28 protein-coding genes are annotated in these 26,081 nt (G+C 56.7%); 11 read left to right on the top strand and 17 right to left on the bottom strand.

Features of this window, described 5'->3' with window-relative positions:
* Positions 1–71: 71 nt before the first annotated feature.
* The 3 genes from ACXJGX_RS12685 (at position 72) to ACXJGX_RS12675 (ending at position 2,367) form a co-directional block, all read left to right on the top strand.
* Entirely contained in the window at positions 72–602 is a 531-nt protein-coding gene (locus tag ACXJGX_RS12685) for an invasion associated locus B family protein (protein ID WP_474782219.1), read from the top strand.
* A 351-nt stretch (positions 603–953) separates the two neighbouring features.
* Complete coding sequence (rlmN, locus tag ACXJGX_RS12680; RefSeq protein ID WP_474782217.1) at positions 954–2,132, top strand: dual-specificity RNA methyltransferase RlmN; 1,179 nt, start codon at positions 954–956, stop codon at positions 2,130–2,132.
* Positions 2,133–2,166: 34 nt separating this feature from the next.
* Entirely contained in the window at positions 2,167–2,367 is a 201-nt protein-coding gene (locus ACXJGX_RS12675) for a hypothetical protein (protein ID WP_474782215.1), read from the top strand.
* 50 nt (positions 2,368–2,417) lie between these two features.
* Here the strand turns inward: ACXJGX_RS12675 and ACXJGX_RS12670 are convergent, their stop codons facing one another.
* From ACXJGX_RS12670 to ACXJGX_RS12640, 7 genes are all read right to left on the bottom strand, one after another.
* Positions 2,418–3,536, bottom strand: a complete 1,119-nt coding sequence (locus tag ACXJGX_RS12670; RefSeq protein WP_474782213.1) for a Gfo/Idh/MocA family protein — start codon at positions 3,534–3,536, stop codon at positions 2,418–2,420.
* A gap of 10 nt (positions 3,537–3,546) precedes the next feature.
* A complete protein-coding gene (locus tag ACXJGX_RS12665; protein ID WP_474782211.1) occupies positions 3,547–4,293 on the bottom strand; it encodes a sugar phosphate isomerase/epimerase family protein in 747 nt (248 codons plus the stop codon).
* Positions 4,294–4,304: 11 nt separating this feature from the next.
* Positions 4,305–6,677, bottom strand: a complete 2,373-nt coding sequence (locus tag ACXJGX_RS12660) for a beta-mannosidase (protein WP_474782209.1) — start codon at positions 6,675–6,677, stop codon at positions 4,305–4,307.
* Positions 6,674–7,753 (bottom strand): ABC transporter ATP-binding protein, encoded by a 1,080-nt coding sequence (locus ACXJGX_RS12655; protein WP_474782207.1) that lies wholly within the window; start codon positions 7,751–7,753, stop codon positions 6,674–6,676. Before ACXJGX_RS12655 ends, ACXJGX_RS12660 begins: the two co-directional genes overlap by 4 nt.
* A gap of 5 nt (positions 7,754–7,758) precedes the next feature.
* Positions 7,759–8,664, bottom strand: a complete 906-nt coding sequence (locus ACXJGX_RS12650; RefSeq protein ID WP_474782472.1) for a carbohydrate ABC transporter permease — start codon at positions 8,662–8,664, stop codon at positions 7,759–7,761.
* A 10-nt stretch (positions 8,665–8,674) separates the two neighbouring features.
* On the bottom strand, positions 8,675–9,613 hold the full coding sequence (locus ACXJGX_RS12645; RefSeq protein WP_474782205.1) for a carbohydrate ABC transporter permease: 939 nt from the start codon (positions 9,611–9,613) through the stop codon (positions 8,675–8,677).
* 83 nt (positions 9,614–9,696) lie between these two features.
* On the bottom strand, positions 9,697–10,926 hold the full coding sequence (locus ACXJGX_RS12640) for an ABC transporter substrate-binding protein (RefSeq protein ID WP_474782203.1): 1,230 nt from the start codon (positions 10,924–10,926) through the stop codon (positions 9,697–9,699).
* A 204-nt stretch (positions 10,927–11,130) separates the two neighbouring features.
* On the opposite strand from ACXJGX_RS12640, the gene ACXJGX_RS12635 reads away from it, so the two are divergent.
* Complete coding sequence (locus ACXJGX_RS12635; protein WP_474782201.1) at positions 11,131–12,174, top strand: LacI family transcriptional regulator; 1,044 nt, start codon at positions 11,131–11,133, stop codon at positions 12,172–12,174.
* Here ACXJGX_RS12635 and ACXJGX_RS12630 read toward each other — a convergent pair.
* On the bottom strand, positions 12,157–12,642 hold the full coding sequence (locus ACXJGX_RS12630) for a gluconokinase (protein WP_474782199.1): 486 nt from the start codon (positions 12,640–12,642) through the stop codon (positions 12,157–12,159). The genes ACXJGX_RS12635 and ACXJGX_RS12630 overlap by 18 nt on opposite strands.
* Before the next feature lie 2 nt (positions 12,643–12,644).
* Entirely contained in the window at positions 12,645–13,490 is an 846-nt protein-coding gene (locus ACXJGX_RS12625) for an LOG family protein (RefSeq protein ID WP_474782197.1), read from the bottom strand.
* A gap of 84 nt (positions 13,491–13,574) precedes the next feature.
* Between ACXJGX_RS12625 and dapD the strand changes: the two genes are divergently transcribed.
* From dapD to ACXJGX_RS12610, 3 genes are read left to right on the top strand one after another with little or no spacing between them, the layout of a single operon-like run.
* The gene (gene dapD, locus ACXJGX_RS12620) at positions 13,575–14,402 is read left to right on the top strand and encodes a 2,3,4,5-tetrahydropyridine-2,6-dicarboxylate N-succinyltransferase (RefSeq protein ID WP_474782195.1); all 828 of its coding nucleotides are present in this window, start codon (positions 13,575–13,577) and stop codon (positions 14,400–14,402) included.
* A complete protein-coding gene (locus ACXJGX_RS12615; protein WP_474782193.1) occupies positions 14,403–14,684 on the top strand; it encodes a hypothetical protein in 282 nt (93 codons plus the stop codon).
* Entirely contained in the window at positions 14,681–15,025 is a 345-nt protein-coding gene (locus ACXJGX_RS12610) for a hypothetical protein (protein ID WP_474782191.1), read from the top strand. The genes ACXJGX_RS12615 and ACXJGX_RS12610 overlap by 4 nt, the downstream gene beginning before the upstream one ends.
* Here the strand turns inward: ACXJGX_RS12610 and ACXJGX_RS12605 are convergent.
* The 3 genes from ACXJGX_RS12605 to ACXJGX_RS12595 all read right to left on the bottom strand — a co-directional run bounded on the left by ACXJGX_RS12605 (position 15,022) and on the right by ACXJGX_RS12595 (position 17,020).
* On the bottom strand, positions 15,022–16,074 hold the full coding sequence (locus ACXJGX_RS12605; protein ID WP_474782189.1) for a transporter substrate-binding domain-containing protein: 1,053 nt from the start codon (positions 16,072–16,074) through the stop codon (positions 15,022–15,024). The two genes, ACXJGX_RS12610 and ACXJGX_RS12605, sit on opposite strands and share 4 nt — an antisense overlap.
* A gap of 144 nt (positions 16,075–16,218) precedes the next feature.
* Complete coding sequence (locus ACXJGX_RS12600) at positions 16,219–16,683, bottom strand: SRPBCC family protein (RefSeq protein WP_474782187.1); 465 nt, start codon at positions 16,681–16,683, stop codon at positions 16,219–16,221.
* The gene (locus ACXJGX_RS12595; RefSeq protein WP_474782185.1) at positions 16,673–17,020 is read right to left on the bottom strand and encodes an ArsR/SmtB family transcription factor; all 348 of its coding nucleotides are present in this window, start codon (positions 17,018–17,020) and stop codon (positions 16,673–16,675) included. Before ACXJGX_RS12595 ends, ACXJGX_RS12600 begins: the two co-directional genes overlap by 11 nt.
* 127 nt (positions 17,021–17,147) lie before the next feature.
* On the opposite strand from ACXJGX_RS12595, the gene dapE reads away from it, so the two are divergent.
* Together dapE and ACXJGX_RS12585 are read left to right on the top strand one after the other, a co-directional pair.
* Positions 17,148–18,290 (top strand): succinyl-diaminopimelate desuccinylase, encoded by a 1,143-nt coding sequence (gene dapE, locus ACXJGX_RS12590; protein WP_474782183.1) that lies wholly within the window; start codon positions 17,148–17,150, stop codon positions 18,288–18,290.
* A complete protein-coding gene (locus tag ACXJGX_RS12585) occupies positions 18,287–18,700 on the top strand; it encodes a GNAT family N-acetyltransferase (protein ID WP_474782181.1) in 414 nt (137 codons plus the stop codon). Before dapE ends, ACXJGX_RS12585 begins: the two co-directional genes overlap by 4 nt.
* Positions 18,701–18,740: 40 nt before the next feature.
* Here ACXJGX_RS12585 and ACXJGX_RS12580 read toward each other — a convergent pair whose 3' ends face one another.
* A complete protein-coding gene (locus ACXJGX_RS12580; protein ID WP_474782179.1) occupies positions 18,741–19,325 on the bottom strand; it encodes a hypothetical protein in 585 nt (194 codons plus the stop codon).
* A gap of 192 nt (positions 19,326–19,517) precedes the next feature.
* On the opposite strand from ACXJGX_RS12580, the gene rnr reads away from it, so the two are divergent.
* Both rnr and ACXJGX_RS12570 read left to right on the top strand, forming a co-directional pair.
* The gene (gene rnr / locus ACXJGX_RS12575) at positions 19,518–21,773 is read left to right on the top strand and encodes a ribonuclease R (RefSeq protein ID WP_474782177.1); all 2,256 of its coding nucleotides are present in this window, start codon (positions 19,518–19,520) and stop codon (positions 21,771–21,773) included.
* Between the two features lie 292 nt (positions 21,774–22,065).
* On the top strand, positions 22,066–23,253 hold the full coding sequence (locus ACXJGX_RS12570; RefSeq protein WP_474782175.1) for a lytic murein transglycosylase: 1,188 nt from the start codon (positions 22,066–22,068) through the stop codon (positions 23,251–23,253).
* On the opposite strand, the gene ACXJGX_RS12565 is transcribed toward ACXJGX_RS12570, so the two are convergent.
* The 4 genes from ACXJGX_RS12565 to ribA form a co-directional block, all read right to left on the bottom strand.
* Positions 23,233–23,718 (bottom strand): hypothetical protein, encoded by a 486-nt coding sequence (locus ACXJGX_RS12565; protein ID WP_474782173.1) that lies wholly within the window; start codon positions 23,716–23,718, stop codon positions 23,233–23,235. The two genes, ACXJGX_RS12570 and ACXJGX_RS12565, sit on opposite strands and share 21 nt — an antisense overlap.
* Positions 23,719–23,795: 77 nt before the next feature.
* Positions 23,796–24,278, bottom strand: coding sequence for an RNA pyrophosphohydrolase (locus ACXJGX_RS12560; RefSeq protein ID WP_474782470.1), 483 nt, complete (start codon positions 24,276–24,278; stop codon positions 23,796–23,798).
* Between the two features lie 62 nt (positions 24,279–24,340).
* Positions 24,341–24,835 carry a L,D-transpeptidase family protein gene (locus ACXJGX_RS12555; RefSeq protein ID WP_474782171.1) on the bottom strand — a complete coding sequence of 165 codons (495 nt, stop codon included), beginning with the start codon at positions 24,833–24,835 and terminating at the stop codon, positions 24,341–24,343.
* Positions 24,836–24,953: 118 nt separating this feature from the next.
* Entirely contained in the window at positions 24,954–26,030 is a 1,077-nt protein-coding gene (ribA, locus tag ACXJGX_RS12550; RefSeq protein ID WP_474782169.1) for a GTP cyclohydrolase II, read from the bottom strand.
* Positions 26,031–26,081: the final 51 nt, after the last annotated feature.

Below are 26,081 nucleotides of genomic sequence, written 5' to 3'. Positions count from 1 at the left end.
CAAAAACGCGCAATAAGTCGCGGGAATATGGCACGGATCGCACGAGGCAAAGACAGCTTGGAGGCTGCGACATGATTTTTAAAATGGCACGCACATTTGGCGGGATAGCGCTCGCGCTGATGGCAACCGGCGCAACATCACAAAGCGCGAGCGACAACCGTGTCGCGGCAAACACTGATTGGGCCGTCTACGTCGAAAGTGACCCCAAAGAATGCTGGGCAGTTTCAGCCCCCGTCGAAACCGTGAACAGCCGTGACGGCAACGTCGTCACCGTGCGGCGCGGTGAAATCCAACTGATCATCTTCTACCGCCCGTCTGAAAGCGTGGCAGGTCAGGTGATGTTTGCAGGCGGCTACCCGTTCGCCAGCGGATCAACCGTCAACGTGAAAATCGGCGACACCAACTATGACATGTTCACCGAAGGTGAATTTGCTTGGCCCGCGAGCGCCGAAGACGACGCAAAATTTGTCGCAGCAATGAAACGCGGGGCCGATGCGGTTGTCACGGCGCGCTCTGGCCGGGGCACCCAGACCCAAGACACCTTCAGCCTGCTCGGCTTTACCGCCGCAGTAGATGAAGCCGCCGCGCAATGCGCTGGCTGATACGAACGATCAAACCCCAGAATTTCAACGGATCGCTGGAGACAGCGGTCCGTTTTTTTGCATAGCGGACCCATCGCCGTGTAAATCTGCGGGGGTTAGCTGAATTGTGCATCATCTGACCACAATTCTTTCGGCTGACAAAGTGTGTTTCACCCCCTGCCTGCCCCCTTGTCCGACACTTTTTCGACGTCACGCCGACTGTGCAGTTATCCGGAAAATACGGGTTGAATCCGCGATTCACCGACGGGCGCCACGCCGTCGCGCGACCTGACGTCTGACCGCAATCGCTTTTCTTGTGAAACTGCCGCGTTTCTCTTATATGCGGTGTCTAACCCTGATCTGGAGCACCCAATGGATTCCAAGGCCCCCATCACACAGGACGTCCTGACGATCCCGCGCAAACTGCCCGACGGGCCGGTGAACCTTGTCGGGTTGACCCGTCCTGCCCTGCGCGACGCGCTGATCGCAGCTGGCACCACGGAAAAGCAGGCCAAAATGCGCGCTGGCCAGATCTGGCAATGGTTGTATCATTGGGGCGTGCGCGACTTTGAACAAATGACCAATTTGTCCAAAGAATACCGTGCGCTACTGGCCGATAACTTTGTGATATCCCTGCCCGAAGTCGTGACGCGGCAGGTTTCCGAAGACGGCACCCGCAAATATCTGGTCCGCATCGCCGGCGGTCACGAGGTCGAGGTGGTTTATATCCCCGAAACCGACCGCGGCACCCTGTGCATTTCCAGTCAGGTCGGCTGTACGCTGACCTGTTCGTTCTGCCACACGGGCACTCAGAAACTGGTCCGCAACCTGACGTCTGGCGAAATCATCGGCCAAGTCATGGTCGCCCGCGACGATCTGGGCGAATGGCCCGTGCAAGGCGTGCGCAACACCGCCGCACCGCGCCTGCTGTCAAACATCGTGCTGATGGGCATGGGCGAACCGCTTTATAACTTTGAAAACGTGCGCGACGCGATGAAAATTGCGCTCGACCCCGAAGGCATCGCCCTCTCGCGCCGCCGCATCACGCTGTCCACATCCGGTGTCGTCCCCGAGATCGCCCGCACCGCGGATGAGATCGGTTGCCAGCTTGCCGTATCCTTCCATGCGACCACCGACGCCGTGCGCGATACGCTGGTCCCGATCAATAAACGTTGGCCGATCGCCGATCTTCTTGACGCTTTGCGCGCATACCCAAAGGCATCGAATTCCGAACGCATTACCTTTGAATACGTGATGTTGGACGGCGTGAACGACAGCGACGATGATGCCCGCCGTCTGGTGAAACTGATCGAAGGCATCCCCGCCAAGATCAACCTGATCCCGTTCAACGAATGGCCCGGCGCGCCCTACAAACGGTCGTCGAATAACCGCATTCGCGCGTTTTCCGATATCGTTTACAAGGCGGGATATTCGTCGCCTGTGCGCAAACCACGTGGCGAAGACATCATGGCCGCCTGCGGTCAGCTGAAATCCGCGACCGAACGTGAACGCAAAAGCCGTGCGCAAATCGCGCAGGAGACAGGTCTTTAACCATAAATTTATCATGCCTCGGTAGCACTGGGGCATGAAACATATTTTGATCAATTTACCCCCCGAACTTCACGACGCCCTAGAACATTTGGCAGGGCGCAACGAAATTCTTATTGGCGAAATTGTGCGCGATGCCGTGCGCAATGACTTGCGACGTCGGGCAACCGCTCTGTCCAGTCGGATGCCACGCGCATCTGCTGCAAAAGGCCAAACAACATTGGAACAGACAGCCTGAAAAATAATGCACCGCAATCCTTCAGACTGCGGTGCATAAAACACGCAACGTTACGCTAACAGGGCGCGTGCCTCGTCGGGTGACAATGCGGCGGGGCGTTCGCACGTGGTTGTCATGTCAACAAAACGACGCTCGGAACCCGCTTTCAAAATGCTCGTCATCACATCGACAGCGTGCAACGCGACGTCGATGTTGCAGCGATGTGGTCGTCCTTCGGCAATCGCAGTGGCCATATCGGCCAGACCTGCGCAGCGATAATTCGCTTTTTCCTCTTGGTTGGCGATGCTGAACGGGTGATCCCACGGTGCGACGGTCGTAATCTCTTTGTTTTCGCCACTGATTTCGACATCACCACCAAAAAAGTTAGGATCTGGCAAAAAGATCGATCCGTTTTCACCATACAATTCCATATGCCCATGGCGATGCGCCCAAACATCCCAGCTTGCGCCCAATGTCACCGTCGCGCCATTTTCAAACTCAAGCAACGCTTGAATGTTGGTGGGCGTTTCGACTGGAACGGTTTCACCAATGCGGTCACCATTCCCGATGGTCCGCGTCGCAAAAGTGGCGGTTGTCAGTGCCGTGACTGATTTCACTGGACCCATCAGTTGGATCAAGTTGGTGATATAGTACGGGCCCATATCCAAAACCGGGCCGCCTCCGGGTTGGAAAAAGAAATCAGGGTTGGGGTGCCATGCTTCCATGCCATGCCCCATCACGTGACAGGTCCCACCGATGATCTTGCCGACTTTGCCTGCGTCAATCTGGGCGCGCGCCAACTGATGTGACCCGCCCAGGAATGTGTCGGGTGCTGACCCGATGCGCAGCCCCTTGGACGCAGCCAGATCACGTAGTTCTTTGCCTTCTTCAAGGCTCAGAACCAGTGGCTTTTCCGAATAGGCGTGTTTGCCCGCCTCAAGGATCTGTTTGGTCACGGCAAAGTGTACACCCGGGATCGTCAGGTTGACGATCACATCAATGTCGTCTGCGGTCAGCAGGTCAGCGACCGTTTCAGCACGGACGCCGAATTCAGCCGCGCGCGCGCGTGCCGTGTCCATATTAATATCGGCCACTGCCTTTACATCCAGCGACTTGAACAGCGGTGCCAGCTTCAGGTACGAGGTCGAAATATTGCCGCATCCAATGATGCCGACGCCAAGTTGTGTCATGGTAAACCTCTTAGAATTGTTGGATGGCGGCCAAGCTACGGCGTGCAAACCGTGCATGGTCTTTGGGGTTATCGTGTTCGATGACATAGTGGTTCACGCCTGTCGCTTGCAAAGCCGCGTGAATAGCCGGCCAATCTTGGACACCGTGACCGACGTCGGCCCAACCGTCTTCGTCAGCGTTTTCACCGGCGGGCGCGATATCTTTGATGTGCGCGGCGGTGATCCGGCCTGCATATTTCTGAATCCAGTCAACCGGGCTTAGTCCCGCGCGCAGCACCCACCCCAGATCAAGCTCTAGCATCAGATCGTCGGACGCGGCCGCAATCAAATCCAACGGCAGCTCGCCAGTCTCTGTTGCGACAAATTCGAAATCGTGGTTGTGCCAGCCAAAGACCAATCCGGCGTCCTGGAACGGCTTTGCAGCCTCTGACAGCCGTGTGCCAAACGCCGCCCAGCCAGCCGCATCCTTTGGCCGTGCATCGGGCATCACAAATGGGACGATCATTTTTTGCGTGCCCAGATCTTTGGCCATCGCAATCATGTTGGCGGCATCATCTTCGGCCATATCAAGCCCGATATGCGAACTGGTCATTTTCAGACCAGTCGCGTCAAGGCCAGCCTTGAGCGCGTCAAGATCGCCAAAAAGCCCGCCGTAGCCTTCGACCTCCTTGAAGCCTGTGTCGGCCAGCATCTTTAGCGTGGCACCCAAAGGCGGAAAGTTCCGCGAGCAGTAAAGTTGGTAAGAAATCTGAGGCATCGTGCCCTCCTTTAAGCATAAGTCGCGCTGTGCAGGTCGCGCAGCGTAAATGTGGGGGTATCGTCAGGGTTGGTGGGCGTGAACCGCACCGTTTTGGTTTCGCCTGGCAAAATCGTGAACGCATTGTCATCGTATCGACCAGGCACGTCAGCTTCCACCGCGACGAACAGCGCAAGCGCATCCGAGGTGATGGAAATGTCATTCCCGTTCACACGGTATAGCAGGTTCGCGGCAGGCAGGTCGTAATCCTTGTAGGGTTTGGGCGCAAACGTATCACTGCCCGTTTCACCACTGGACGTTGCCCACGTGTAATGCAGCATTTCGTCCGCTTGCAGTGCAGCCGCAGGAATAGACAGAAAATAGACGGCAGTGGTCGTCACTGTTTCTTCGCCGTGGCTTATCTCTCGCATGGATCCCGCCATATTCACCGCAAAGACGGTCACCGTCACATCACACCCTTCCGGGGTGTCATTCACGGCGCGCAGCACGAAATCGCCGTCCATCGGCACTGCCGTTACGATCACAGGCGCATAGAAATCCCGTGCCATATGGTGCATCAATTTCCAGTCCCCGCCGTGATCCAGCGATGACCAAGAACAAACAGGCCACGTGTCGTTCAACTGCCAGATCAACGTGCCCATGCACCGCGGCTTTAGGCTGCGCCAATGTGTGACCGCTGTCTTGATCGCAAGCCCCTGCTGGACTTGTGACAAATAGACAAAATCGTCAAAGTGCTTTGGCCAGCGAAAGTAGCGAAACATGGTTTCCGCAATCCGCGCATTTCCACCGGTATTCTTTTGGTGGCTTTCCAGAACGGGCGCCGCGATATTCTGATCCGCCGCGTCTGCAAATTTGCGTACCGCATTCATCGAAGGATAGCTTTGGAACCCGAATTCCGAACAAAAGCGAGGGCTGACATCCCGATAGTGATCAAAGTCGCGGCCTTCGTGCCACACTGACCAGAAATGCATGTCGCCCGATCCGTCGTCATGCCAAGCATCGCCAAAGTTCATTGGTCCCGGCGATGGTGACGACGGCCACCAGATGGCGGCGGGATCGGTTTCCAGCAACTGTGTTTCAATCGTACGATTTAGCCGGTCGTAATTCACCAGATACCGGTCACGGTCGTTGATGCTGCAGTCATACCAGCCCAGCGCCCCGATCAGTTCATTGTCGCCGCACCAGATTGCAATACAGGCATGATGATGCATCCGCGAAACATTATCCGCGACCTCGGCGCGGACCTCGGCCAAAAAGGCGTTGTCAGACGGGTACAGATTGCAGGCAAACATGAAGTCCTGCCAGATCAACAGCCCCAGTTCATCGCATGCATCATAGAACGATGTTGGCTCATAGCGGCCACCGCCCCAGACACGGATCATGTTCATATTGGCATCGACAGCCGATTGCAGCAGGTCACGCGTTTTGGCCTGCGTAATTTTCCCCGGCAAGGCGTCGGCGGGAATCCAGTTCGCCCCTTTGCAAAAGACGTCACGCCCATTGATCCGAAACTTGAAACCAAGCCCGGCCTCGTCGGTGTCAGTCACCAATTCCATGTGGCGCAGACCAATGCGGCGCACGCTTGTCGCTGTTCCCGCAGTCACTGACAGGTCATAAAGCGGCTGTTCGCCTTGACCAACAGGCCACCACAGATCCGGGTTGTCGATCTGAACATCGAGCGTGCAGATCCCGTTCTTTGCTGTCCCGGTCACCGTCTGCCCGGCGATTGACGCACAGACCTCGCCGGTATGGTTGGCTGTGAATGCAGTGATACCCAGCAGCACAGTGCCTTTGTTATGGGTTTGCGTCACCGCCAACCGATCTATGCGCGCCGCTGCCGACGGTTCAACCGCCATTGTGCCATATACGCCAAACGGCGCGAGCGCGATATTCCAGTCCCAGCCAAAATCACAAGCCGGTTTGCGCAACATATTCCCGTCCGGGATTGGACAATTCTTGCTGATCGGCAAGGGGAACGGATGCGCCGCCTGCTTTTTCCCACCGGCAACAACGGGCGAATGGAAGGTGATGCTGACTGTATTCGTGCCAACCTTTGCCACAGCAGACAGATTGACGCGGAATGACCGAAACGCGTTTTCAGCGGTCAGTACAATCTGATCGTTGACCCGTACAGTGACCACGGTATCAACCTCGGACAGCACCAGATCAACGTCGATGTCCGTCAGGTCAAAATCGCGTGTCGCTGTCCAGTCGCGTTCGCAAATCCAGCGCAGGTCATATTCGTTGCGCCCCCAGTAAGGGTCAGGGATCAGGCCCGCATCATGCAGGGCCGTAATCCCATCAGTAGGCATCATCATCGGGCAAGCATAGGCGCCGCTGTCATCGACCAGCGCCCAAGCCCCCGACAAATTCACATGACTCACAGGCGGTCCTCTGTTGTTTTATCAAACAATGAAGCACGCGATGGGTCGATACCAATTTGCAATATTTCACCGGCCCGCACGCGGGCCTGACCATCCATTCGGACACGGAAAATGTGTTGGCCCAGTTTAGCATAAACCAACGTGTCAGACCCCATTGGCTCAACCAGATCGATGGTCACATCGTACCGCAATGGCGCGTTTTTCACCAATTCACCAGTGACGATATGTTCTGGACGGATACCGATGACGGCAGGACGGTCTGCAGTCTGCGGTGCCGCAAATTCATAGCCTGTCATTGGCATCACCATATCATCGACTTTGAACTGACCAGCCGTCAGGTGGCCTTGCAAAAAGTTCATTGACGGGCTGCCGATAAAGTCAGCGACATAGAGGTTACGAGGTTGGTTATAAATCTCGTCCGGGCTGCCAAGCTGCATGATCTTGCCGCCCTTCATCACGGCGATGCGATCCGCCAAAGTCATGGCTTCGACCTGATCGTGGGTCACATAAACCATCGTGTTCCGCAACTGGTTGTGCAGCCGCTTCAGTTCGACACGCAGATCGACACGCAGCTTTGCATCAAGGTTGGACAAAGGTTCATCAAACAAGAACACGTCCACATCACGCACCAGCGCACGGCCAATCGCGACCCGCTGACGCTGACCGCCAGACAAGGCGCCCGGTTTGCGATCAAGAAGCGGCGCGATCTGCAAAATTTCTGCCGCACGCGCGACGCGCTTTTCGATTTCGTCTTTGGGCACTTTGGCGTTTTTCAAACCGAACGACAGATTCCCTTTGACCGTCATCTGCGGATAAAGCGCGTAAGACTGGAATACCATCCCGATGCCGCGCTCTGATGGTTCGGCCCATGTTACGTTCTTGCCCTTGATGTGGATCTGGCCATCTGTCACCTCAAGCAGGCCGGCGATGCAGTTCAACAACGTGGACTTGCCGCAACCGGACGATCCCAGCAGCACAAGGAATTCGCCCTCACCGATGTTCAGGTTCAGGTCTTTCAACACTTTCACAGCGCCAAACGACAGGTCGAGGTTTTTGATTTCGATAGAGTAAGTCATATGTATCAGCCTTTGACAGCGCCGGCAGCAATGCCGCGTACGAAGAGTTTGCCAGAGGCAAAATAAATCACGAGAGGAACCAGACCGGTCAGCAACGTGGCGGCCATGTTGACGTTGTATTCCTTAACGCCCTGGACCGAATTCACGATGTTATTAAGCTGGACGGTCATCGGATACCGATCAGGCGACGAAATGTAGGTCACACCAAACAAGAAGTCGTTCCAGATGCCGGTCACCTGAATGATCAAGGACACAACAAAAATCGGAAGCGACATCGGCAGCATGATCCGAAAGAAGATTGCCCAGAACCCTGCGCCATCAACGCGGGCGGCTTTGAACAGTTCTTCGGGTATCGACGCAAAGTAGTTGCGGAACAGCAATGTGTTGATCGGCATACCAAAGGCAACGTGCACCAGCACCAGACCTGTCAAAGATCCATAAAGCCCGGCCTCACGTAACAGGATCACGATCGGGTAAAGCATGATCTGATAGGGAATAAACGCCCCGATCATCAGAATGCCAAAGAATACTTCCGATCCTTTGAATTTCCACATCGACAGTGCATAGCCGTTCACACTGGCCACAATGACCGAGATGACGACCGATGGGATCAGAATACGCACAGAATTCCAGAACCCGCGCGACAACCCGTCACAGTTAATTCCGGTGCAGGCATGTGCCCAGGCTTTGACCCACGGTTCAAAGGTGATTTCCATCGGCGGCGCAAAGATGTTGCCCATCCGAATTTCAGGCAGCCCCTTAAGCGAGGTCACGATCATCACGTAAAGTGGCAGCGCATAGTACAGCGCCATAACGATTAGCGTACCGTAGACCATGATATTGCCACGGGTGAAGCGGCGTTTCGGTTTTGGCCCACGCGGACCGGCGGCAAGGGCGGCAGGTGCTGCCATAGTTTGAGAATCAGACACGCTTCTTCCCTCCGAATTCAAGAATAGCCCAAGGGACAAGAATGATCACAACACTGACAAGCATCATGGTCGATGCAGCAAAACCTTGGCCCAAGTTTTGGCCGCCAAACATCGAGGTCATCACGTACATCGCTGGCACCTGCGAACTCAGCCCCGGTCCGCCAGATGTTTGGGCGACAACAAGGTCATACAGCTTAACGATACCCGACCCGATCAGCACCAGAGAGGTCACAAAAACAGGGCGCATCATCGGGATAATCACGCGGATGTAGGTCTTGACCGTTCCGATCCCGTCCACACGTGCAGCTTTCCAGATGTCTTCGTCGATGCCACGCAAACCAGCCAGCATAATGCACATGATCAAACCAGTGCCCTGCCACAGCCCGGCAATCAGCAAACCGAACATCACGAGTGACGAATTATGCAGCGGGTCAAACGTGAACGATTCCCACCCCATGTCCCGCACAACGTTTTGCAAGCCCAGTTCGGGGTTCAGTATCCACTGCCAAATAAGGCCTGTTACAATGAACGACAGCGCAAAGGGATAAAGGAAAATGGTGCGCAAAACGCCTTCGCCACGCACTTTGCGATCTAGCAAGGCAGCGAGCGTAAATCCGATCACAAGCGTCAGGATCAAAGAGCAGATGCCATAGATGGCAAGGTTTTCAATCGACACCAGCCATTTACGGCTATTCCATAGACGCTCGTATTGATCCAAGCCGACCCATTTAAGGCGCGGCAAAAGCCCGGAGCTGGTAAAAGAATAAACGATGGTCCACACCGTGCCACCGACGAAGATGACCAGTGCGGTAAACATCATCGGCAAAGACGCAATCTTTGATGACATGTTCTTGAAAATGCGTGTCGGTTTTCGGGCTGGGGTGCCCTGCTGTGCATGTGCAGCAGCATCTGTGGCATCGGAAAGCGCCATTTATTCCTCCCTAGGTAGTAAAGCTATTCCGTGACACAGGCCCCCCAAGAAGGAGGGCCCGTGCACGTTAGCGGGTGACGCGATTAGTCTGCGTCAGCGATGATGGCAGCGTACTGCTCCTGCACTTCTGCAGGTGTCATGGACGGTGTGTTCCAGAACTCGGTCATCAGGTCGTTCAGCTGTGTGGTTGTGTCAGGCGACAGCAACGCAGCCCCATCAGGAACGATGTCGCCAGCGGCAAGAAGGTCGAGACCTTTTTGCGTACACTCGTTCACCGTTGTCAGGTCAACATCGCCGCGAATAGGGAGTGAACCTTTGGCAGAGTTGAAAGACACCTGAACAGGTGGTGAAAGCAACAGGGCAGCCAGTTCTTTTTGACCAGCTGTGATTTCTGCATCATCCACAACAGGGAAGTAGAATGCGTCGCCACCCGTAGACAACAGCGCAACTTCACCCAAGCCAGGCAAACAGGAATAGTCTGTGCCGGCAACTTCGCCTGCGACAGCGAATTCGCCTTGCGCCCAGTCACCCATGATCTGCGCACCAGCGGTGTCGTTGATTACCGCAGCAGTTGCTTGGTTCCAGTCTTGAACGTTCAGGCCAGCAGACAATTCACGCGCAGCACCGAATGCTTCGAAGACGCGTTGGTATTCTGGACCGCGCGCCACATCGGCGTTCTTGTCTGCGTTTACGGCTGTCCAGGCTTCTTGGCCTGCAAGCGCAAGCGCCATCACGCCAAACGCGCCGTTTTGCTGCCAGGACTGACCGCCCATCGCAAGTGGTGTGATGCCAGCGGCTTCTAGGGCAGACGCCGTCTCGGTAAATTCGCTCCAGTTGGTTGGAACAGGCACACCTGCTTTTTCGTAGGCCCCGTTCGACAACCACATCCACTGCCAAGAGTGAATGTTGACAGGTGCGCAATAAATGCGGCCATCCACTGTACACGCATCAAGCAATGTTGGCGGGTTTACGATATCGGCCCAGCCTTCGGCTTCGGCAACATCAGTCAGGTCAAGCAGCAGGCCAGCTTCGATCAGTTCTTCAGCCTGACGACCGTGGTTGAACTGGAACGCTGCGGGTGGATCGCCACCGATGATGCGGCTCACCATGATGGGGCGCGCTGTGTCGCCACCGCCAGCAATGGCACCGTCAACCCAAGTATTTCCTGAGGCATCCCAAGCTTCGGCAAATTTAGCAACAGCCGCTGCTTCCCCGCCTGAAGTCCACCAATGCATCACCTCTAGTTCGACTGCCGAAGCCGACGACGCACTGACAATAGCGGTAAACGCCATCAGTTTTGTTGTGAGTTTCACGATTCTCTCCTCCCTGGTTCTAAATCGTTGTAGGAAGGCTATATCGATTTAGATTGACCTAGCAAGTAAAATTAAGCCAGAGTTGAGATAGGGCGTCTATACAGGTTATAAGCGATTGATACTTATATAGATTTAGAATTATGACTGCGACTTCGAGGAGGGAGTCATGGTGGCATTCTGTCCTGATTTGGGAGGAAAACCGCAATGTCGGAAAAAAATAAACGCCCTGATAGCACAACAGCTGTCAGCGCAAGAGAAGCCAAGCCAACGCTCAAAACGATTGCACGGATAAGTGGTCTTGCGGTGCCCACAGTGTCGCGCGCACTGAATGACGCACCGGACATTGGCAGCGAAACGAAAAAGCTGATTCGGAAAATCGCCAAAGAGGTCGGCTATGTCCCGAACCGCGCGGGCGTACGTCTGCGGACAGGCCGCACCAACGTCATCAGCCTTGTGATGTCCACTGAACATGATTTGATGAGCCACACCGCGCGGCTGATTTCTTCGGTGGCGAGCGGCCTGCGGGATACGCCATTTCATTTGAACGTCACCCCGTTTTTTCCGGATCAGGATCCGCTTGAACCCGTCAGGTATATCGTCGAAACACGGTCTGCTGATGCGGTGATCATCAATCAGGTGCGCCCACAAGATCCGCGCGTTGCCTACCTGATGGAACGCAATTTTCCATTTGCGACACATGGCCGATCGGACTGGTCAGACCGTCACCCCTATTACGATTTTGATAATAGTGCATTCGGCAACATAGCTGTGCACAAACTTGCCGGGCGTGGGCGCAAAAATGTGCTTGTCATCGCCCCACCTGCCGCGCAAAGCTATGCCCAACATATGATTTCGGGCGCCCGTCAGGCGGCTGTCGATTTGGGCATCACAGTGTCCATCGCAGACCCGATCACCAGCGATAGCCGAAGCGCCGATATCGTTGAATTTGTAAAATCCATCCTCGTTGCACAGCCAGAGATTGACGCGGTCATTACGGGGTCTACCTCGTCTGCGATGGCCGCGGTTGCCGCAATTGAACAAAGCGAGCTTCAGGTCGGCAACCAAATCGACGTCTTTAGCAAAGAAGCGCTGCCCTTTCTGAAACTCTTCCGGGCTGATATCTTGACGATCTCAGAGCAGGTCGGCGTCGCAGGTAATTTCCTCGCGCAGGCAGCGATGCAGGCGATCCGACACCCCGAAGTTCCGCCCATGCAGTTCTTGGAGATTCCGTCAGACGATCTGGGCTAAAGCCGCAATAATGTCCTCGATCGGTTGCGCGATGGACACAACTGCCTCGGCTGACGCTGGCACCTCAAGCGCGGCGTACTGACTGTCAAGTAGACTGGACGGCATATAGTGATTTTTGCGTTGCGCTAGTCGCGCGGCCACAACTGCTTGTGGTGCATCGAGATAGGCAATCTGAAGCCCGGGGACCGCCGCCCGTAAATAATTCCGATAGCGCGACTTCAGCGCCGAACACGCGAAAACAGTTATGTGGTTCTGGCGCTCTGCGTTAACAGCGGATGCCAACACATCCAGCCAAGGCCAGCGCATCTCGTCGGTCAGTGGATGCCCCGCAGCCATGTGGTCGACGTTCGATTGGGGATGGTAATCATCGCCGTCCAAAAACACGCCACCCAGCGCATTTGCCAATCCAGCTGCAATTGTCGATTTTCCCGCGCCTGAAACGCCCATCACCATGATTGCTTTTTGCATGTTTAGCGCCCCGGAATCGCACCGCGTTTCTCGCCTTTGCCTTCCCAGGACTCCATTGCGGCAATGGCTTCTTCGGCGGTATCGACAAAGCGGAATAGCTTTAGGTCATCTTCGGAAATCGTACCCGCATCTGCCAAAGCATCCCAATTGATAATCTTTTCCCAAAACGACTTGCCGAACAGCAAAAACGGTACCCGCGCCATGCGGCCCGTCTGGATCAGTGTCAGCGCCTCGAACATTTCATCCAGCGTCCCAAACCCGCCCGGAAACACGCAGACGGCAGAAGCCCGCATCAGGAAATGCATTTTGCGGATCGCGAAATAGTGGAAGTTAAAGCAAAGCTCGGGGGTCACGTATTCGTTCGGGGCCTGCTCGTGCGGCAGCACGATATTCAGCCCGATTGATTTCCCCCCCGCATCAGCGGCGCCGCGGCTGCCCGCCTCCATCACTCCGGGCCCGCCGCCTGTGACGATGACATTATCGGTGCCACCAGCCTTGACCGATTGCTCTGTCACTAAGCGCGCAAATGTACGCGCCTCGGTGTAATAGTCCGAAAGATCGGCCAAAGTCTGTGTGCGCGCCGTTGATTTATTTTCGGGCGCAGGTATGCGCGCACCGCCGAACAGAACGACGGTGGTATTGATCCCGGCCTCGTTCATCAACATCTCTGGTTTCAGAAGCTCCAACTGCAAACGCACAGGACGCAATTCTTCACGCAACAAGAAGTCATTGTCTGCAAACGCCAGCGCATATGACGGTGCACGGGTCTGCGGCGTGTCAGGTATATGGCGCGCGGCTTCGCGGTCTTGCGTACTGTCGCGAAGCGGATGGCGGCGATCGTCTTGCATATGTGTTTTCCTCGGATTGCGCTTTTGGGCTTTTCCGGTCTATAGCCCATAGCAACAAGTGACCAGAACAAACCGGAGATCCCGATGTCTAACGCCGCCCTTGAGACCGCCATCGAAGCCGCGTGGGAAGCCCGCGACACAATCACCCCCGCCACATCGGGCGAGACCCGCGAAGCAATCGAAGACACGCTGGACGCGCTCGATAGCGGCACATTGCGCGTCGCCGAAAAGCAGGACGACGGGTCGTGGCACGTCAACCAGTGGGCCAAAAAGGCCGTGCTGCTGGGGTTCCGCATCAAGGACATGGATTTTCAATCCGGCGGCCCGCAGGGGTCGGGCTGGTGGGATAAGGTCGACAGCAAATTCGCAGGCTGGGGCGACGAAGAATTCGGCGCCGCCGGTTTCCGCGCTGTGCCGAACGCCATTGTGCGCAAATCGGCCTTTATCGCGCCCGGCGTTGTTTTGATGCCGTCTTTCGTCAACCTTGGCGCCTATGTCGGCGAAGGCACGATGGTTGACACATGGGCAACCGTCGGATCCTGCGCCCAAATCGGTAAAAACGTGCACCTGTCGGGTGGCGTTGGTATCGGCGGCGTCTTGGAACCCATGCAGGCTGGCCCGACCATCATCGAAGACAACTGCTTTATTGGCGCACGCTCCGAAGTCGTCGAGGGCTGCATCGTCCGCGAAGGGTCTGTCTTGGGCATGGGTGTATTCATCGGCCAATCGACCAAGATCGTCGATCGCGAAACCGGCAACGTCACCTACGGTGAAGTACCGCCCTATTCGGTCGTCGTCGCAGGATCATTGCCATCGAAAAATGGCGTGAACCTTTATTGCGCAGTCATCGTTAAGCGCGTGGACGAACGCACCCGGTCAAAAACCGGGATCAACGAACTGCTGCGTGACTAAATGCTGTTCAGCAGAACACTAGCACGCAAACGTATCGCGGCGGGGGAACGCCCCTCGCGGCGGGCGGCATGGCTGCTTGTGTTGGCTGACGCGGTCATCGTTGGGCTATTTTTGGCGGCAATCTGGATGCCCGCTGTGACCATGACCTATGTCATGCAAATGTCGCTGATATGGACCATTTTATTTCTGATGCTGGTGATCTATCTGCCCGCGCAGATTGTGATTATCATCTCTTCTCTTTGGGCGGCGAAATCGCGCTGGGAAGAAAAGGATTCTGAATGACTAAAAAAGAAAGCCGCCAAAAGGTTTTCACCTTATTGGTCGAAGTGGGGCGCAACGCAAACGACGGCCTGCCCAAAGGTGCGACCGGCGCCGCGCTGATGTGCTATGCCAGCGGCGTCGACGAAGCCGAAGCCGTGCGCGAAACCGTCGCAATCCTTAAGCAGGCAGACCTATCACCGCTTGATGTTTCCGGGTATGGCACGCTCGAAGAAAGGCTCGAAGAGGGCCACGATATTTCCGACGAAGAAAAAGAACTGATGCAGCGCGCACTGGAGGAAAACAGTGTCATCGTCGCACAGATGACGCCGTTTTTTGAAGGCGACGACGGAACTCGCCACTAGTTGGTGCCAAACCACTTGGTATAGATCGCATCGTAGGTGCCATCTTCGCGTAACCTCAGAAGGCTTTGACTGATTGGCTCGGTCAGCGCAGAGCCGGACTGAAGCGCGATGCCATAGTTTTCCGGGTCAAATATGCTCCCTACCATGCGCGCGACACCCCGCCCTTCGTGCGCGACATAATAGTTCAGGATCGGGGCATCAAAAACGACGGCATCGACTTGCCGTTCCTCAAACGCGGCAATCATGTCTTGTGGGCTTGTGTAGCTGACATAGGCAAGTTCACGGCGATCAAGAAATGCAGCCGCGGTGGACGATTCCACCGTGCCGACTGTCTTGCCATACAGGTCGTTGATTCCGGACACATTCGATTGAATGGCATCAACTGTTAAAACAGCGGTGATCCGGGCGACAAACAAAGACACCGCAAACAAAGAAAAAATAACAAGAAAAACGCCAAAAACGCGGCCCAGAGGCGATCGTGGCTGTCGTTCTTCAAATCCGCCGTTGACCACGAGGTTCAACGCCCACCAGAACGCCGGAAACATCGCTTTGGTCGCGGGAAGGTCAAAGTAGTCCTGATGCTGTCGCTCTAGTCGCCACATCAGCATTCCCCCGCAAAACAGGATCGCAAACGCCAGCATAATCGCAATCAACAAGTCCCAAGACAAAAGTAATTGCCAAATGGAAACCGTGCCACCATCAGCAGAGGTCATAATCTGCAACCCCGCATCAAAGATGGGCTGCGTGAAATCCATCTCGGCTTCGCGACTGGCTGTGATCGAAATATTGGCGATGGCTGCATCGGCCTGCCCGTCTTTGACCGACGCCAACATATCGGCGAAACGGTCAAACCGGGTGATCTGATAACTCCAGCCCAGATCTTGGGAAATTGCCGACCAAAGGTCTAACGAAAATCCGGTTTCCACACCATCCTGCGCGAACGAGAACGGCGGCCTCGTCACTGTTGATATGCGCATATCCTGCCCCCATGCCAACACAGGCAAGGTTAGCAGAAATACGATGGCAATGGCGCGTACAGTCCCGATCATGTGTCCCCCCGAGGTCGTTTGCGTATGGCACACCACACACCAAAGTTTCAATCGTACGGCCCGGCGGCGCATCATTTTTTTTCGGCGGAATCGTCGCACAAAAAATGAGCTTTGCGCGACGAAAGAACCAGAGGTGATAATCTCCTAAAGACCCTTTGCATATGCCTCGAGCTGGCTAACAACCGTGCCCCATCCATCAAAGAAACCCATGTCTTCGTGGTTTTTGCAGGCCTCGGCAGATCGATGGCGCGCGATCGCAGTGTACGCCGTGCCCCCGTTCGCCGCATCCTCCAACAAGATGATCGCCGTCATGAATGGGTCCGGCGCGGGCTTCCAGCCTTCACTATATGTATCGGTAAACACCAGCTTACGTCCCTCTTGAATTTCAAGGTAGACGCCGTTGTTTACCATCTCGTTGCCCTCAACGTTGAACGTGGTGTTAAATCTGCCGCCAACCTGCAAATCAATGTCGCTGGATGTGACGCTATGGGGCTTTGGCACGAAGAAATGTTTGATATGCGCCGGCGTGGTCCAGCATTCCCACAACAGCATCCGGGGCGCATCAATCGTACGTTTCAGGCAAAGATCGGTTGTCGGGTCAAGGTCCACTGTTTTTCTCCTTCATGAGCGTGGCAATATAATCGTCAAGGCGGTCAAGGCGGCCGTTCCAAGCCGCCTTTTGTGTGGTCAGCCAGTCTTGGGCAGGGCTAAAAGCATCCGCAGACAGGGTGCAGACCCGCACCCGTCCCGTTTTGGTCGACACCATCAGACCCGCATCCTCAAGCTTTTTCAAATGTCCCAGAAAGGACGAAAGCGCCATGTCGTGCGGCGCGGCAAGTTCGCTGACGCTGGCCGGGCCGCGCGCAAGGCGGGCCAGTACCATCCGCCGTGTCGGGTCCCCCAATGCGGTAAAATGCAGATCAAGTTGCGCGTCATACTTAGCCATGCGCCTATCTTTTCGATACCCGTGTCTTCCGTCAATAAAAAGATAGGTAATGCCCTACCTTTTTTTTTGCTGGCGCCGTTTGCATCCCCACGCAACAGCCGCTAGCCATAGCGCAAAGGAGTTTCATATGCCTATCGATCCGATTGCTCTGACCGCCGACCTGATCCGCTGTCCGTCCGTCACCCCAGCCGAAGGTGGCGCGTTGGTGCTGCTGGAAAAGCTTTTGACCGACGGCGGTTTTGTTTGCACCCGCGTGGACCGCGGTGGCATTGCCAACCTCTATGCCCGCTGGGGGCGTCAGGGTGCGAACCGCACGTTTGGTTTTAACGGCCACACCGATGTGGTGCCGGTTGGCAACCGGGATGATTGGACGGTCGACCCTTTTGGCGCCGAAATCAAAGACGGGTTTATGTATGGGCGCGGCGCGACTGACATGAAGTCAGGCGTCGCCGCCTTTGCAGCCGCTGCGATTGATTTTGTCGCAACCACGCCACCCGACGGGGCGATTGTGCTCGCCATTACCGGCGATGAAGAGGCGGATGCCCTGGACGGGACCACCGCCCTTCTTGACTGGATGCAGGCCAATAACGAGGCGATGTCGGTCTGCCTTGTCGGCGAACCCACATGCCCCAACGAAATGGGCGAGGCGATGAAGATCGGGCGGCGCGGGTCGCTTACCGCGTGGTTCACTGTGCGCGGCACGCAAGGGCACTCGGCCTATCCGCACCGCGCCAACAACCCGCTGCCGGCGATGGCGCGACTGGTCGACCGGCTGTCATCCTATCAGCTAGACGCAGGGACCGACCACTTTGATCCGTCAACACTGGCCGTTGTGACGATCGATACCGGCAACCCTGCAACCAACGTGATCCCCGCCAGCTGTACAGCAGCCGTCAACGTGCGTTTCAACGACGCGCACTCCAGTCAATCCATCCTTGATTGGTTCGCCGAAGAAACCGCGCAGATCACCACCACCTTCGGTGTCACCGTGGATACCAAGGTCAAAGTTTCGGGCGAAAGCTTTGTCACCCCGCCGGGCGATCTGTCCGATCTCGTGTCCAAGGCGGTCTTGGCAGAAACCGGGCGCGCACCCGAACTGTCCACATCGGGCGGTACTTCAGACGCACGTTTTGTCAAAGACCACTGCCCTGTCGTCGAATTTGGTCTGGTCGGGAAAACCATGCACCAAGTCGACGAACGGGTCGAGGTCGTGCAGATCAGCCAGCTCAAGGCGATCTACACCCGCATCCTCAGGGACTACTTCGCATGATTTCCGTCGTCACCGATTACGCCCCCTGCATCGCGCTGCGCCGCGTGGTGTTTATGGATGAACAGGGCATTTCGGAAGCGGACGAAATGGACGATTTGGATGATGTTGCGGTTCACCTGCTTGCGACGATAGGCGCGCAACCTGTCGGAACCGCGCGGATATTAATCCACGACGACACCGGCAAAATCGGACGGATTTGTGTGCTGAAAGATCAGCGCGGCACCGGGCTTGGCGCCCGGATTGTGACCGCAGCGATGGACCATCTGCGCACACTGCCAGGCATCACCCGCGCGAAACTTAGCGCCCAGGACCACGCCATCGGGTTCTACGAAAAGCTGGGGTTTGTGGCCCAAGGGCCGTTTTATGATGATGCAGGCATTCCGCATCAGGACATGGTTTGCCCGCTTTAGTATCGGGGGGTCAGGCGTTCGCCACTATCTGACTGCCCTCTTAAAATTCGACACTCTCGCCGGGGGTCAATTTGCACTGTACCTCATATTTGCTCAACTCGAACCCTGATGTCGTCACACGGACGTCCTTGGGGCGTGGCCTTAGGAAATACATATCACTGTCATGAATTTGCATCGCATGGGTTTCGCCCATCGGAATGACGTACCCGTCCAAATTCGGACGACGGCGTGCTGGCGCACCCTCATGCGTATAAATCGCCTCGGTGATGATCAAATAACGGTCCGATTGATTTGAGATGGCCGTCAATCCTGCATAATACCCGATGGTTCGTGCTGAACGATCAATCTCATTGTCAAACTTCACCTGAATGCCATCGCCAAACGGCAAGTGATAGCGCACGTCGCTTTCGCCACAGGTTTTTGCCGTATACACGGTCAACGCCTCATGCTTTACGGTCAAATCGAACCAAAAATAATATATGCTGGCTGCGACGAAGCCTGCGATAATCAGCACCCCTTTTGCCTTTTTGTGCGACAGCCTGACCGCAATCATCGTGCCGATCAGCACGATCAGCACAGGGACGCCCCAATACAACGCATAAAATCCGATGTATGATACCTGCATTCACAATTCCCTCATGCAAAAGTGTGCGATTTACACTTTGTTCTGAGCGCCGAATTTACAGACTATTTTTACCGCTGCATGCGCCGATCTCGACGCCGGCACTTTCCCGCTTACATTTTGGCAATAGCGCAGGCGCAGGCCCGATATACCATTTATAATGACGCCCCTTGCAACGCATGCTAGGGCTGGCGCATGACACGTATTCCTTCAAAATCCGAGATCCTTGAATGGATCGCCCAAAATCCCACCAAAGCCGCCAAACGCGATATCGCGAAGGCCTTTGGTATCAAAGGGGCCGCCCGTATCGACCTCAAGCGTCTGCTCAAGGAACTTGAGGAAGCGGGCAAACTGACCAAGCGGCGGTCATCTTACCGCGATGCCGAAGATTTGCCGCCGGTATCAGTTCTGGAAATCACTGGCCCTGGCGCCGATGGCGACCTGTTTGCGCGGCCATTGGAATGGAAGGGCGAAGGCCCCGAACCCGTCATCCTGATGTTGCAGCGTGACAGCGACCCAGCGCTTGGCAAAGGCGACCGCATTCTGGGCCGCCTGACGGTCGACAAAACCGAACACCATTCGCACACCGCCCGGATGATCCGCCGGATCGGAACCAACCCTTTGCGCATCCTCGGGGTGTTCCGCGCAGGCTCTGAAGGTGGTCGGGTGCTGCCCATCGACAAAGGGTCCGACAAAGAATGGAACGTGGCCGCGGGCGCAACAGGTGGTGCGAAAGACGGTGAATTGGTCGAGGCAGAACAAGCCGGACCAAAAGGCCGGATGGGCCTGCCGAACGCACGCATTGTCGCCCGGCTGGGTGATCCCAGCGCACCCCGCGCAGTATCGCTGATCGCGATCCATCAGCACGGCATACCCGACCACTTTCCGGACGCGGTTGTGGCTGAAGCCGACGCCGCCAAACCTGCAGACCTGAACGGTCGCAAAGATTTGCGCGACCTGCCGCTGATCACAATCGACCCGTGGGACGCCCGCGACCATGATGATGCCTGCTATGTCGAACCGGACACAGACCCCGCCAATGCGGGCGGATTCATCATCTGGGTCGCCATTGCCGATGTCGCGCATTACGTCACGCCGAATTCAGACCTTGACCGCGAAGCCCGCAAACGCGGCAATTCCACCTACTTCCCCGACCGCGTCGTGCCGATGTTACCCGACCGCCTGTCCGGCGATCTGTGTTCGCTGCACGAAGGCGTAGAGCGCGCCTGTCTGGCGGTCGCAATGCGCATTGACGCCGCAGGCAAAAAGATCGGCCACACATTCCACCGCGGGCTGATGAAATCAGTTGCATCCTTGAACTATGAAGAAGTTCAGGATGCGATCGACGGCAGCGCAAACGACAAAGTCGCCCCGCTGCTTGATGACATCATCCGCCCGCTTTATGCGGCCTACAGCGCGCTAACGATGGCCCGCGCGGATCGCCAACCGCTAGAGCTGGACCTGCCCGAACGCCAAATCGTGCTGACCGATGACGGCAAGGTCAGTTCGGTGAACTTCAAAGAGCGTTTGGACGCCCACCGTTTAATCGAAGAATTCATGGTGCTGGCGAACGTCGCAGCCGCCGAAACCCTTGTTGCCAAGAAGTCCCCATTGTTGTTCCGCGTCCACGAAGAGCCGAGCGCCGATAAAATGGACGCACTCCGCGAGGTCGCAAATGCGTCCGGGCTGGTGCTTGCCAAGGGGCAGGTTTTGAAAACTGCACACCTCAACAGTCTGTTGGCGCAAGCCAAAGGTACCGACAACGCCGAACTGGTCAATATGGCGACGCTGCGGTCGATGACGCAGGCCTATTATAACCCGGAAAACTTTGGCCACTTTGGCTTGGCATTGATCGCCTATGCGCATTTTACGTCGCCTATTCGCCGCTATTCCGACCTGATCGTGCATCGCGCGCTGATTGCCTGTCACGGCTGGGGTGACGATGGCCTTTCGGCATGGGATGTGGAACATTTGCCTGACACCGCAAAGTTGATCAGCGACACCGAACGCCGGTCTATGATGGCCGAACGCGACACGACAGACCGGTATTTGGCAGCGTTCCTATCGGACCGTATCGGGCTCGAAATGCCTGGCCGGATCAGCGGGATCGCTAAATTTGGTGTGTTCGTCAAACTGGATGAAACAGGCGCTGACGGCATGATCCCGATCCGCACACTGGGCCGCGAGTATTTCCATTATGACGCCGACAGCCAAACGCTGATGGGTGCGGACACAGGGCTGATCATCGCGCTCGGGCAGCGGGTCACCGTCAAGCTGGTCGAAGCCGCACCCGTGACGGGTGGGCTGATCGTTGAACTTTTAACCATCGACGACCGGAACGTGCCGCGCGGCCCGGTCCGTGGGCGCGGAAAACCGGCGCGCCGCAAGGTCGGATCTGCCAAGAAAAAATCGGCCAAAGTGGCCCGCAAGGTCAAACGCAGCCGCAGCTAGCGACGATACGACAGCGCGTGCCGGATCAGCAAAGACAGCCGATCCGGCACAATGCCCGTAAATCGCACACCCGCCACCCATATGCGACGTGAAACCTGCGTTACATACGCCGTTTGACCCCGTTTCAGCCTTGCTGCCAGTCGCCCACCAGCAGGCGTATATCCAGCAACCTTGAAGATAACCCCGCGTATCACTGATGATACCAGCGGAAATATGCGGTCCGACGCAGAGTTGATTTCAAAAACAGTTAAATTTGCGCTAGACATACACAAAATAAAAATCAGAGGCAAAGATGGATCGCAGACAGTTTATCGCAACAACAGTTTCCGCAGTGGCACTGGGCAGCGCAGCCCATGCCGATGCGCGCGGCTTAGGTACATGGATCGCAAACTTTCGGTCACGCGCCAATGCAGCAGGCATTTCGGACCGCACATTCGATGCGGCTTTTGCCGGGGCGCAATACCTTCAGGACAGCATTGACCGGGACCGCAACCAATCCGAGTTCGTGAAACCGCTGGCCGATTACATGGCCACAGCCGCCTCTGACGACCGGGTACGCAATGGGCGCGCAATGCTGCGCGAGCATGCCAACCTGATGGCCCGTATTGACGCCACCTATGGCGTCGAACCGCATGTGGTGCTGGCGGTCTGGGGCATGGAAAGCAACTATGGCCAAAGGCGTGGAAGCACGCCGTTGATCTCGACACTCGCTACACTTGCCTACGAGGGGCGGCGCGGCCAGTTCTTTGAATCCCAGCTTATCGCCGCGCTGAAAATCCTGCAGCATGGGGACGTTGCCCCGCGCAACATGACCGGGTCATGGGCCGGCGCAATGGGCCACACCCAATTCATCCCCACATCATACGAAGCCTATGCCGTGGATTTCACCGGCGATGGCCGCCGCGACATTTGGGCTGACGATCCCAGTGACGCACTTGCCTCCACCGCCGCCTATCTCGGGCGGTTCGGCTGGCAGCCGGGACAACCATGGGGGGTCGAGGTGATATTGCCGCGCGGATTCGACTATCGCCAAACTGGCCGAACAGTCACACGCAGCCCGGCAGATTGGGCGCAACAGGGCGTGGGTGACGTGAACGGCCGGGCTGTGGCGAATTATGGTAATGCCTCGCTGATCACACCCACGGGGGCTGGTGGGCCTGCCTTTCTCGTCTTTCGCAACTTTGATGTGATTTCGCGATATAACAATGCCGAAGCCTACATCATCGGCGTCGGCCACTTGGCCGACCGCATCCGCGGAATGGACGGTCTGCGCGCACAGTGGCCAGCGGGTGAACGTCAGTTGCGCCGCGCAGAACGCAGCGAATTACAGCAGCGATTGACAAATGCCGGGTATTCCACCGGCGGCGTAGATGGGCAAATCGGCCCCAACACCCGCGCCGCCATTCAGGCCTATCAAGGGCGCCAGGGTTTAATTCCCGACGGGCATGCGTCCGTCGCGTTACTCGAACGTCTGCGCTGAGCAATCAGCGCCCTGCATGCAGGCGGTCAACTGATCCAAGACCGCCTGCGACGGTTCCTCAAAAATGCGCCCGCCGCACGGGCTGGCTTGCATGTGCACTGGCGTATTGTCTGCACGGACAAAATAAAGTGCGGGCGCGCCGCTGCTTGCCGCGCCACAGTAATTCGCAACGCAGCCCACCTGCAAAACTGCGGGACTAATGTAGTCCGACGTAAACCCGTTGCGGGTCAAACCCTTGCCGGTAAATTGCGCAGGAATGGGGTCAGGGTCTGCGCCGGGTGCGTCCCGAAAACCCGGCGGGAGCGCTTTTTCGTCAAAGGTCAGCGTGCCATACAGGACAAAGTAATCTTCCTCTGCCGCAGCAAGTTCGGAAAACGTCCGAAACGGGTCGGGGCGCATGCAGCTTAACGCATGTGCCTGACCGGCGATCACGGTACAAAGGGCAGCTATAACGATCGATTTCATCTGCGTCTCCTGTCGGGCTAAAGCAGCCGTCGCTATATGACGGATCTGCACGTCGGTTTCCTGGTGGCCAAAATTCTTTACAGCTTGTCGCGAAACTCTTCCAAGACCCGCGCATAAACTGCACGTTTGAACGGGACAATTGCGTCCACCAACGTCTCTGCCGGGGTCCATTTCCATGCGGAAAACTCGGGGTGTGCGGTGACAATATTGATCTGGTTATCCGCCCCATGAAACCGGAACAAATACCACTTCTGCTCTTGCCCGCGAAAACGTCCCTTCCAGATGCGGGGGACCATCTCATGCGGTAAATCATAGGGGATTAATCCGGCGCTCTCGGCCTCAAGGCTAACCAGATTCGCGGTGACACCGGTTTCCTCCTCCAACTCACGCAAGGCCGCGTCATAGGTTTTCTCGCCCGCATCAACCCCGCCTTGGGGCATTTGCCAAGCCTCTCCGTCGTTATCGATCCGCTGGCCCACAAAAATATGGCCGCGGGTGTTGGCCAACATCACCCCTACACAGGGACGATAAGGAAGTTGCGCGATCTCTTCGGGTGTCATGACGGTGTCTTTCATTGAATCTTGGGCCTGTTTGACCCTGATCATGGTCCAAGGTCCAGCCGTTATGCGATAACAAGCCGCGATTGCACTGTGATCCGTGCAGCAATCCAGCGCAGATGGTCCCGGCGAAACGCAAGACACCCCGCCGTCGGGCGGCCCGGCCCCCGCCACTGATGGATGAAAATCGCGGACCCGCGCCCTTTGACAGGATAAGGCCAGTTCCAATCGGTGATGATGATCAAATCATACATCGGATCAGCGCGGCGCAAACGCTCGTGACTGTGCGGATAGGGCGCACGCACCATCATGTTATAATCCGCATCACCCTGATCATCCGACCACAGGTCCGACGGTCCAATCGGCAGCGCCCAATCCGCAGGCTTTGCCATCCGGTCCGCCCGGTACAACATCCCGACAATGCAATGCACTCCGCGCGGCGTCGCACCGTCACCTTCGGTCTTGCGGCGCGTCAGCCCGCCGCGACCAATAGTGCAAGGAAATCGGCGGCCCATAAACCGGACATGGGTGGGGGTTACGACAAGGTCGGCAGGCTTCATCAGATCCTCATACGTGGGTGGCAACAGGTTACCAACCTGCACCTCGCTTTGTTTCAAATACTCCGGGGTGCGGGGCAGCGCCCCGCGGATCAGCGCGCGCCAGCGCGGCGATCAAACTCTATAACAAGTGCCCCGATTTGGCGGCCTTTGTCGCGAGGTAGGCGTGGTTATGCACATTTCCGCCCACCTTCAGGGGTACACGCTCGGTCACACGAATACCGCAGCTTTCCATACGGGCAACTTTTGCCGGGTTATTGGTCAACAGACGCGTGGCGCTGAACCCCATCCGCTTCAAAATCTCTGCCCCGATGCGAAAATCACGTTCATCGTCCTCGAAACCCAACCGATGGTTGGCTTCGACCGTATCAAACCCCTGATCCTGCAGCGAATACGCGCGCATTTTATTGGCAAGCCCAATGCCGCGCCCCTCCTGGTTCAGGTACAGCAAGACCCCTGCCCCCTCGGTCCCCATTTGCGCCAAGGCTCCGCGCAATTGCGGACCACAGTCACATTTCAACGATCCCAGCAGATCACCGGTAAAACAGGCCGAATGCAAGCGCGACAGCACCGGCTTGCTACGGTCCGGCTTGCCGATCTCCACGGCGTAATGCTCCTCTGCACCATCGTCGGGGCGGAAAATATGTAACCGACCGGCCTCTGACACCGTCAATGGCAAACGGGCACTGATGATCGGGTGAAGCGGGCTCAATCCGGTATCAAGCGCGGCATCGACCGGGACAACCGTCAGGTTATGCGCTGCCGCAAACCCCAGCGGATCCGCAAGCGGCAGCACGATCGCAGCAGGCAGCAGGCGTGCAGCTTTGGTCAGGGCAATCGCCGCGCGGTGCAGATCGACAGATCCTTCGCGCAGTGTCTGCAGCGGGCCCTTCATCGGGGACCGCAAATCATCCGCCGGATCGGCAATGGCACGCACCCACGATAGCGCCACATCGTCGGGCACCACAATGCGCGCTAAATCGCCATCATACGCGCGCGCTTTCAGTGTCTCAGCACGCCAACTTGTCACCGCAAGCACAGGCGCGCCCCCCAAGCTGCGCAAATCGGCAAGACGCGCGGCATCCAACGTCTCTGCCGCGCATATCAACGCACCACCGTCCAGCACCACAGGCACCCCCATGCGCAGGTCGGCCCGCGCGCGCGCCAGCCGTTCTGTAGTATCTGGACCAAACCCCATGCCGAAGACCCCCAATGTGTTACAACGAGATACCCCGTTCTGACGCAAAGT

It is taken from the genome of Yoonia sp. SWMV100, from assembly GCF_056108365.1.
Note: the sequence above shows the minus strand (reverse complement) of the source record. Positions and strands in the feature narration are given on the sequence as shown.

Excerpts from the sequence above, each read along its gene's own strand:
- ACXJGX_RS12630 (WP_474782199.1), bottom strand. The coding sequence starts at position 12,642 with ATGCAAAAAGCAATCATGGTGATGGGCGTTTCAGGCGCGGGAAAATCG.
- rlmN (WP_474782217.1), top strand. The coding sequence starts at position 954 with ATGGATTCCAAGGCCCCCATCACACAGGACGTCCTGACGATCCCGCGC.
- ACXJGX_RS12625 (WP_474782197.1), bottom strand. The coding sequence starts at position 13,490 with ATGCAAGACGATCGCCGCCATCCGCTTCGCGACAGTACGCAAGACCGC.
- ACXJGX_RS12670 (WP_474782213.1), bottom strand. The coding sequence starts at position 3,536 with ATGACACAACTTGGCGTCGGCATCATTGGATGCGGCAATATTTCGACC.
- ACXJGX_RS12685 (WP_474782219.1), top strand. The coding sequence starts at position 72 with ATGATTTTTAAAATGGCACGCACATTTGGCGGGATAGCGCTCGCGCTG.
- dapD (WP_474782195.1), top strand. The coding sequence starts at position 13,575 with ATGTCTAACGCCGCCCTTGAGACCGCCATCGAAGCCGCGTGGGAAGCC.
- ACXJGX_RS12605 (WP_474782189.1), bottom strand. The coding sequence starts at position 16,074 with ATGATCGGGACTGTACGCGCCATTGCCATCGTATTTCTGCTAACCTTG.
- ACXJGX_RS12555 (WP_474782171.1), bottom strand. The coding sequence starts at position 24,835 with ATGAAGCCTGCCGACCTTGTCGTAACCCCCACCCATGTCCGGTTTATG.
- ACXJGX_RS12635 (WP_474782201.1), top strand. The coding sequence starts at position 11,131 with ATGTCGGAAAAAAATAAACGCCCTGATAGCACAACAGCTGTCAGCGCA.
- dapE (WP_474782183.1), top strand. The coding sequence starts at position 17,148 with ATGCCTATCGATCCGATTGCTCTGACCGCCGACCTGATCCGCTGTCCG.
- ACXJGX_RS12585 (WP_474782181.1), top strand. The coding sequence starts at position 18,287 with ATGATTTCCGTCGTCACCGATTACGCCCCCTGCATCGCGCTGCGCCGC.
- ACXJGX_RS12570 (WP_474782175.1), top strand. The coding sequence starts at position 22,066 with ATGGATCGCAGACAGTTTATCGCAACAACAGTTTCCGCAGTGGCACTG.
- ACXJGX_RS12610 (WP_474782191.1), top strand. The coding sequence starts at position 14,681 with ATGACTAAAAAAGAAAGCCGCCAAAAGGTTTTCACCTTATTGGTCGAA.
- ACXJGX_RS12595 (WP_474782185.1), bottom strand. The coding sequence starts at position 17,020 with ATGGCTAAGTATGACGCGCAACTTGATCTGCATTTTACCGCATTGGGG.
- ACXJGX_RS12565 (WP_474782173.1), bottom strand. The coding sequence starts at position 23,718 with ATGAAATCGATCGTTATAGCTGCCCTTTGTACCGTGATCGCCGGTCAG.
- ACXJGX_RS12615 (WP_474782193.1), top strand. The coding sequence starts at position 14,403 with ATGCTGTTCAGCAGAACACTAGCACGCAAACGTATCGCGGCGGGGGAA.
- ACXJGX_RS12655 (WP_474782207.1), bottom strand. The coding sequence starts at position 7,753 with ATGACTTACTCTATCGAAATCAAAAACCTCGACCTGTCGTTTGGCGCT.
- ACXJGX_RS12650 (WP_474782472.1), bottom strand. The coding sequence starts at position 8,664 with ATGGCAGCACCTGCCGCCCTTGCCGCCGGTCCGCGTGGGCCAAAACCG.
- ACXJGX_RS12645 (WP_474782205.1), bottom strand. The coding sequence starts at position 9,613 with ATGGCGCTTTCCGATGCCACAGATGCTGCTGCACATGCACAGCAGGGC.
- ACXJGX_RS12665 (WP_474782211.1), bottom strand. The coding sequence starts at position 4,293 with ATGCCTCAGATTTCTTACCAACTTTACTGCTCGCGGAACTTTCCGCCT.
- ACXJGX_RS12560 (WP_474782470.1), bottom strand. The coding sequence starts at position 24,278 with ATGACACCCGAAGAGATCGCGCAACTTCCTTATCGTCCCTGTGTAGGG.
- rnr (WP_474782177.1), top strand. The coding sequence starts at position 19,518 with ATGACACGTATTCCTTCAAAATCCGAGATCCTTGAATGGATCGCCCAA.
- ACXJGX_RS12675 (WP_474782215.1), top strand. The coding sequence starts at position 2,167 with ATGAAACATATTTTGATCAATTTACCCCCCGAACTTCACGACGCCCTA.
- ribA (WP_474782169.1), bottom strand. The coding sequence starts at position 26,030 with ATGGGGTTTGGTCCAGATACTACAGAACGGCTGGCGCGCGCGCGGGCC.
- ACXJGX_RS12580 (WP_474782179.1), bottom strand. The coding sequence starts at position 19,325 with ATGCAGGTATCATACATCGGATTTTATGCGTTGTATTGGGGCGTCCCT.